The organism is Magnetospirillum sulfuroxidans, from assembly GCF_018224925.1.
Lineage (GTDB): Bacteria > Pseudomonadota > Alphaproteobacteria > Rhodospirillales > Magnetospirillaceae > Magnetospirillum > Magnetospirillum sulfuroxidans.
The window spans coordinates 1-6,047 of record NZ_JAGTUF010000041.1 but is presented as its reverse complement, the minus strand read 5'-3'; the positions used below and the strand labels follow the sequence as shown (position 1 = coordinate 6,047).

Sequence of the window (6,047 nt, the reverse complement as noted above, 5' to 3'; positions counted from 1 at the left end):
ATTCCTGAACCTGTCATCAGAGTCGTCCTCAAGCAAAGTTAACACCTTTGCTCTCCACTCTTTCCGGGCAAGTCCAAGAAGACCTTGTTGTGCTTCTCGGTCATGTAATCGTGCATGGCATTGATACGGGACAGGATGTCCTGACGCATGGAGGTGTCTTTGGCGCTCATCTCACATCTTCCTTGGTAAGTGTGCCTATACCATGGGATGGGTGTGCGTATTAAACTAAGCATTAGAGGGTAGATATTACAATAATACCCAGAATCTTGGTAAAATCGTGCAGCTTATATTGCTGTATTTGTTTTTCAAATTCGCAAATTCCACCGACACATGTGGCATTTTGGGCCAAAAACGCTACAATTTCGCATCCGATACTTGTTGGGGCAGAAGAGGCTTGGGCTTCTCCCCAAGCCTCCTTCTTACACAAGCGTTTGCTCCAACATGGCAAAGACCGCTCCCGGCAATTCGTCGATGGCCGCGATCACCCGGCTGCGACCGGGCAGCAGGGTGGTGATGTGCGGCGAATCGATGCCGAGGCCATAGACCTCGACGCCCAGGGCTGTTGCCGACTTGATGGCGGCCCGGACGTTGGCCGCGCCATCGGGGCTACCATCGGTGATGATCAGCACCATGCGGCGCTGTTCCGGCAGGGAGGACAATTGTTGCAGCACCCACCACAGGGCTTCGCCCATGGGGGTCATGCCCCTGGCTCCCACGTCCTGGTATTGGTTTGAACGCTCCCCATGACGCAGCAAAGGCACCACCGTGCCGGGTTCGCTTCCCGGAAAGGCGGTGATCCCCACCGACACGCCAATCAAGGCCATGGCCTGAGCCACGGCCCGGCAGCACTGGTTGGCAAAGCCGATCCGTTCCCGCATGGAGCCGGAAGTGTCCAGCAGCACATGCAAAGCGGTGTTGATAGCGGGGCGAGCCTGATGAGTGGCGAATATCCGTGGATTTCCCACGGCCACGCCATGGAGACGGCGGGTGTCGATCTTCCCGGCTCTGGCCGGTTTGTGCCTGACCATCCGGGAGGATTGCACCAAGCCATGCAGGCGTGCCCGCAGGCCAGCAATGGCATGGTCGATGGCGGCGCGATCCTTGGATTCCGGGGGAAGACGAGGCTTGCCCCCCACAATAGCGACGGTGAGGCGGTTGATCTCCGTCGCGTTCTGCCCCAGGGATTTCCTCAGCACTTGCCCGAAATCATCGGGAAGATCGTTTTCCCCGGCGGAAATCAGGCTTTGCATATCGGTACTGACCGCCAAATCCGGGGATGGATTTTGCCGAGGAGACGGAGCGGACTCCTTCAGGCAGCAGATGACCTGACGGGCATAGTCCAGGCAGGCCAGGCTATCGGGACAGTGACCGCGCATCCGCTCCAGGATTGGTTCGACATCCGGACGCAAACCCGGCCAATCCTGGTCGATCACCGCAGCGGCCTCCTGGCATCGGGGTGCCAATTCCGGCACGCTCCAGGAGCGAACCGTCAGCAGCAGCCAATCCACAACCACGGCCACCCCCGACGGGAGCGGCGACGCCCCCTCCAGGAACAGGTGGCGGATCAGCCAGGTAAAATTTTGTTGGCAGCCCGGATAATATGCCGCCAGCTTGGCTTCGACCCGCCAATCCTCGAAGATGTTCCAGATGTGCCGCTCCAGCGGCGTGGTGTTGGCCTGGGAAAGGACCTGGAACGCGGTGAAACGGACATGGGCCGCCTCGTGATCGATATAGCCGCGCACCAAACCCAGGAAGGTGGAATCGGCGTCAGCGGGAAGGCTGGGAAGGCGGATGATTTTGCCGGTGGTGTAGGCGTCGGTGCCGCCGATCTCGACGGCCACGCCATAAGCCCGCCCCAGGGCATCGGCCAACAGGGGCAGGCATTGCAGGATGGCTGAATTGCGCATGGAAGTTTGAAATCCTTACCAAAGGCCGAGGGAATCCAGCCTGGAGGCCGGTTCCATCGGCAGATCAGGGGGAAGGTCGTCGTCGCTGAAGTCGGGAAAGCTATCGGCGTCGATGACCGGGGTATGATCGGCAGCCGGGTGAGCCACCAGCCCGAGCACGGCATCGTTGGGGTTTTGGCCTTCGATGATCCGCTGGCCGTGTTCGACCATGGCGGCGGGATCGCGGAGCAGGCAGACCAGCCCCTGAAGCCCCACCAAGGCGGTGCCGGTGATCGGCCCCTTGTCGGGCACCGCCGCCAAGGTCCCGTCGATCAAATCCACCAGGGGCGTTACCCGAGGCTCGACAAAGGACAGTCCGGCCAGCTTGTGCCGCAGGCTTTTGATGGGAGACAGAGCCTTGGCCGTGACTTCGCTTTTCCCGGCGAAGCTTTTGTGCCACGCCTCATCGGCCACCTTGGCGGCTTCTCCGAACAGCGAACCGCCGAGGGTATTGACCGCTTCGGTCAGACTCTGTCCGGCCTGCCCCTTGGGCGGCACGACCTTGAACATCTGCCAGGCGAAGCCCAGCCGTGCCCGCACGGTATCGATCCCCACCAGTGAGCGGGCAATCAGCGCTTCCCAGCCGGGATTGGTGCTGACCCATTCCTGGATGGCCTGATCGTAGCGGGCGAGGAAGGAGTCCTTGGCGGCGGCGAAATCGGTGGCGATGGCTTTCAGTCCCTCGCTCACCGGCTTGACCGCATTTTCGGGAATCGCCCAACCGCCGAGGAACCGCATGCCGTGGCGATCCAGCAGCGAAATGGCGCGGGCCTTGAGGGTGGCGAACACCCGCAAATCTTCGGGATTGCAGACCTTCTTGCTCCCCAGCGAGGCCAGCTTTTCCGGGGGCAAATCCAGGGTGCCGAAATCGGCAGGGGTCAGTTTCTTCCTGGCAGACCAGATGTTCACATCCAGCCGCAGGGCGGTGAGTTGCTTCAAAACGGTAATGTCGGTGGGAATGGCATTGGTCATGGCATTGTTCCTTTACGAAGCAGAGGGAAACAGCCGCTGCCCCAGCTCGTGGAGCAGGGCGCGAGTCGGCGGAGAGGCGCGAAACCCCAACGCCCGGTCGAGGGCGTAGGTGACGGGCTGGATGCCCGCGCGGGCCAAGGGCTGGAACCGCTGGGTCAGATCGGCCCACCGGATCAGGGTGCGGGTGGAAAAGGTGACTTCGATGCTTTGGTGCTGGCCGTCGCTGTCGCCGATGAACAGGCGCCGAACCTCGTTGGCGAACTCGACCATGGTGGAGCGCAGATCGGCAGGCAGAGCCGGAGCCCGGCGTTCGAGAATTTGGATTTCCGCCGTGGAGTCTGGGTAGGCCACCTCGCACAGCCAAAATCGGTCCATGAAAGCGAGGTTCTGCCGAAGCGTTCCCTGGTAAAGTCCGGTGCCATCGGACCCGCCATTGGTGTTGGCGGTGGCGACGAAGCGGAACATCGGATGGGGCGGGATCACCTCGCCGCCGTTTTCCGGGATGCAGAGCGGCGCACCGTCCAACACCCCGTTGAGCCCGGCTGCGGTGGCCGGGTCCAACAAGTCGATTTCGTTGAGCAGGAACAGCCCGCCATGCTTCATCGCCAGGGCCAGCGGCCCGTGCTGAAAACGCATGGAGCCGTTGTCCACGGTCAGGTGCCCGGCCAGGTCCGAGAATTCCAGCCGTCCGTGGCCGGTGATATCGAACACCGGGTAATTCAGCCGCGCCGCCACTTGGCGGACCAAACTGGTCTTGCCGCTGCCGGTGGGACCGAAGAGGTAGAGGGGATCGTTCCCGCTCATGAACCACACCACCAAATCCCGCATGACGGCAGGGAACAGATAGTCGGGATCGATGGCGGGAGCGTGCCGACAAGGTGCCGCATAGCCCTTGATTTCGCGGCCCGAGGGCTGGCCGCTGAACAAGGCTCCGGCATCGAAATCGACAGCCGAAAGGCTGCCGATCTCCGCGAGGGGATCGGTCATGATGAAATCCTTTGAGTTGAGGTGGGGATATCCCCATGGGACAGTTGCGCCGCCATGGATGGCGGCGGTATAAGTGACCAACAACTTGGTCAGATAGGAGGCTGGAATGACCTCAGTGAACTTGGCCGATGCCAAGGCTCATCTCAGCGAACTGGTGGCCCAGGCCGAGGCCGGGGAAGAAATCTGCATCACCCGCAGGGGCAAGCCGGTCGCTCACTTGACCAAGGTTCAAACCCAGCGCCGCCCGGTGACATTGGCGGCGTTGCGGGCCGTGACCGACACCATGCCGATGCAAACAATCGGAGCCGAAGAGCTGCTGCGTCAGATGCGCGACGAAAGCCGCTATTGATGCTGTATCTGGATACGTCGCTGCTGGTAGCCGCCGTAGCCAACGAACCCGCCACCGAGCGGGTTCAGCTTTGGCTTTCCGAACAGAATCCCGAAGACTTGGCGATCAGCGATTGGGTGGTGACGGAGTTTTCCTCGGCCCTGTCCATCAAGGTCAGGACCGGGGCGCTCACCGTTCAACACCGTGCCGCCGCCTTGACGCTGTTCAATCGGTTGGTGGCCGAGTCCTTTCAGACTCTGCCCGTCCAGGGCAGCCATTTCCGCATTGCCGCGAGGTTTGCCGACGACCATAGCCAGGGGCTGAGGGCGGGAGACGCCTTGCACCTTGCCATTGCCGGGGAACGGGGAGCCACCCTCTGTACCCTCGACCGCCGACTGGCGGAAGCGGGCTTGGCCATGGGAATCGCCACGCACATGCTGGCGACGGCCTGAAGGCTGCCGGTCTCCGTGGGGGGATTGCGGACTGGCATTGCCAGCGCCAAATGTAGTAACGTATCTACGTTATCGAGGGAGAAGCCGCCATGCCCATCACCACCGTCTCAAGCCGGGACTTCAACCAGGATGTTGGCCGTGCCAAGAAGGCCGCGCAGGCTGGTCCTGTTTTCATCACGGACCGAGGGCGGGCGGCTCATGTGCTCCTGACCATTGAGGAATATCAGCGCATTACCGGGAAGGCCGTCAGCGTCATCGACCTTCTGTCCATGGACGCGGAAACCGACATCGAGTTCGACCCCGGCAAGGCCGAGATTGTTGTGCGCCCGGCGGACCTGTCCTGATGTTCCTGCTTGATACCAACGTTGTTTCCGAGTTGCGCAAGGTCAAATCGGGACGGGCCGACAAAGGAGTTGTTGCCTGGGCGTCCGCGCTGGACGCCGGGACGCTGTTTTTGTCGGCCATTACCATCATGGAACTGGAGATCGGCATCCTCCAAATTGAAAGGCGGGACGCCTCCCAGGCGGCTTTGTTGAGGGCATGGATGGAGACACAGGTGGTGCGTTGCTTCACCGACCGCATTCTGCCGGTGGATTTGGCCGTGGCCCAGCGGTGCGCCGCCCTCCACGTTCCCGATCCCCGAAGCGAGCGGGATGCCATGATCGCTGCCACCGCCCTGGTTCACGGCATGACGGTGGCAACGCGCAATGTGGCGGATTTCGAGAGAACAAACGTTCGCCTATTCAACCCCTGGCAGTTTCTTTGCTGAGGGGAGACGCCTACAGCGTCACGCCGTTGCTGCGGGCCAAGACGCGCACAATGGTCTGCGCCAGCGTTTCCAGATTCCATCCGGTTTCCGCACTGCACGGAACAATGTGCTCGATCCCCGGAAACACATTCCTGAGATCGCCTATTTTCCGCTCTATGTTTTCCTGTTGAAGCGGGGTTGGGTCTCGCCCGGCCTGCCGGTGGATGGGGTCGATCTTGTCGCACCCATTGATGACCATGATCACCTTTTCCCGCTGGCCGTTTTGTTGGAAAAGCCCGTCAAAGGCGCGTTGGTCGATGCTGAAATCCCGGTTGTCGGCGCGGAAAAGGTAAACGGCAACGTCCGACTTTCTCAGAATGGTCCGGTAAATCTCCAGGTACTCATCGTCCCGAACCTGGCTCTCCCCAAGCCCCGGCAGGTCAGCGAAGGAGAGGTAATGTCCTGGCCGCAATTGGTATTCGACGCTTTGCACAACCCGCGTGCAGGCGGCGACATCGCTGGTTTCCATAAACCTCCGATTGGACTTGCCCGGAAAGAGTGGAGAGCAAAGGTGTTAACTTTGCTTGAGGACGACTCTGATGACAGGTTCAGGA

At 61.1% G+C, this 6,047-nt stretch carries 9 protein-coding genes; 4 read left to right on the top strand and 5 right to left on the bottom strand.

Features of this window, described 5'->3' with window-relative positions:
• Positions 1-38: 38 nt before the first annotated feature.
• From KEC16_RS20040 to KEC16_RS19430, 4 genes are all read right to left on the bottom strand, one after another.
• Positions 39-170 carry a hypothetical protein gene (locus tag KEC16_RS20040; RefSeq protein WP_283091946.1) on the bottom strand — a complete coding sequence of 44 codons (132 nt, stop codon included), beginning with the start codon at positions 168-170 and terminating at the stop codon, positions 39-41.
• Positions 171-419: 249 nt separating this feature from the next.
• On the bottom strand, positions 420-1,907 hold the full coding sequence (locus KEC16_RS19440) for a cobaltochelatase CobT-related protein (protein WP_211552059.1): 1,488 nt from the start codon (positions 1,905-1,907) through the stop codon (positions 420-422).
• A gap of 15 nt (positions 1,908-1,922) precedes the next feature.
• Positions 1,923-2,918, bottom strand: coding sequence for a DUF3150 domain-containing protein (locus KEC16_RS19435; protein ID WP_211552058.1), 996 nt, complete (start codon positions 2,916-2,918; stop codon positions 1,923-1,925).
• Positions 2,919-2,930: 12 nt separating this feature from the next.
• On the bottom strand, positions 2,931-3,905 hold the full coding sequence (locus KEC16_RS19430; RefSeq protein ID WP_211552056.1) for an AAA family ATPase: 975 nt from the start codon (positions 3,903-3,905) through the stop codon (positions 2,931-2,933).
• Between the two features lie 106 nt (positions 3,906-4,011).
• Here KEC16_RS19430 and KEC16_RS19425 point away from each other — a divergent pair, with 106 nt between their 5' ends.
• The 4 genes from KEC16_RS19425 (at position 4,012) to KEC16_RS19410 (ending at position 5,454) form a co-directional block, all read left to right on the top strand.
• Positions 4,012-4,254 (top strand): type II toxin-antitoxin system Phd/YefM family antitoxin, encoded by a 243-nt coding sequence (locus KEC16_RS19425; RefSeq protein ID WP_211552054.1) that lies wholly within the window; start codon positions 4,012-4,014, stop codon positions 4,252-4,254.
• Positions 4,254-4,685, top strand: a complete 432-nt coding sequence (locus tag KEC16_RS19420; RefSeq protein ID WP_428846073.1) for a type II toxin-antitoxin system VapC family toxin — start codon at positions 4,254-4,256, stop codon at positions 4,683-4,685. Before KEC16_RS19425 ends, KEC16_RS19420 begins: the two co-directional genes overlap by 1 nt.
• Positions 4,686-4,774: 89 nt before the next feature.
• Complete coding sequence (locus KEC16_RS19415; RefSeq protein WP_211552050.1) at positions 4,775-5,029, top strand: type II toxin-antitoxin system Phd/YefM family antitoxin; 255 nt, start codon at positions 4,775-4,777, stop codon at positions 5,027-5,029.
• The gene (locus tag KEC16_RS19410) at positions 5,029-5,454 is read left to right on the top strand and encodes a type II toxin-antitoxin system VapC family toxin (RefSeq protein WP_211552048.1); all 426 of its coding nucleotides are present in this window, start codon (positions 5,029-5,031) and stop codon (positions 5,452-5,454) included. Before KEC16_RS19415 ends, KEC16_RS19410 begins: the two co-directional genes overlap by 1 nt.
• Positions 5,455-5,464: 10 nt before the next feature.
• Here the strand turns inward: KEC16_RS19410 and KEC16_RS19405 are convergent, their stop codons facing one another.
• A complete protein-coding gene (locus KEC16_RS19405; protein WP_211552046.1) occupies positions 5,465-5,962 on the bottom strand; it encodes a GTPase family protein in 498 nt (165 codons plus the stop codon).
• Positions 5,963-6,047 lie beyond the last annotated feature (85 nt).

Excerpts from the sequence above, each read along its gene's own strand:
- KEC16_RS20040 (WP_283091946.1), bottom strand. The coding sequence starts at position 170 with ATGAGCGCCAAAGACACCTCCATGCGTCAGGACATCCTGTCCCGTATC.
- KEC16_RS19440 (WP_211552059.1), bottom strand. The coding sequence starts at position 1,907 with ATGCGCAATTCAGCCATCCTGCAATGCCTGCCCCTGTTGGCCGATGCC.
- KEC16_RS19435 (WP_211552058.1), bottom strand. The coding sequence starts at position 2,918 with ATGACCAATGCCATTCCCACCGACATTACCGTTTTGAAGCAACTCACC.
- KEC16_RS19430 (WP_211552056.1), bottom strand. The coding sequence starts at position 3,905 with ATGACCGATCCCCTCGCGGAGATCGGCAGCCTTTCGGCTGTCGATTTC.
- KEC16_RS19425 (WP_211552054.1), top strand. The coding sequence starts at position 4,012 with ATGACCTCAGTGAACTTGGCCGATGCCAAGGCTCATCTCAGCGAACTG.
- KEC16_RS19420 (WP_428846073.1), top strand. The coding sequence starts at position 4,254 with ATGCTGTATCTGGATACGTCGCTGCTGGTAGCCGCCGTAGCCAACGAA.
- KEC16_RS19415 (WP_211552050.1), top strand. The coding sequence starts at position 4,775 with ATGCCCATCACCACCGTCTCAAGCCGGGACTTCAACCAGGATGTTGGC.
- KEC16_RS19410 (WP_211552048.1), top strand. The coding sequence starts at position 5,029 with ATGTTCCTGCTTGATACCAACGTTGTTTCCGAGTTGCGCAAGGTCAAA.
- KEC16_RS19405 (WP_211552046.1), bottom strand. The coding sequence starts at position 5,962 with ATGGAAACCAGCGATGTCGCCGCCTGCACGCGGGTTGTGCAAAGCGTC.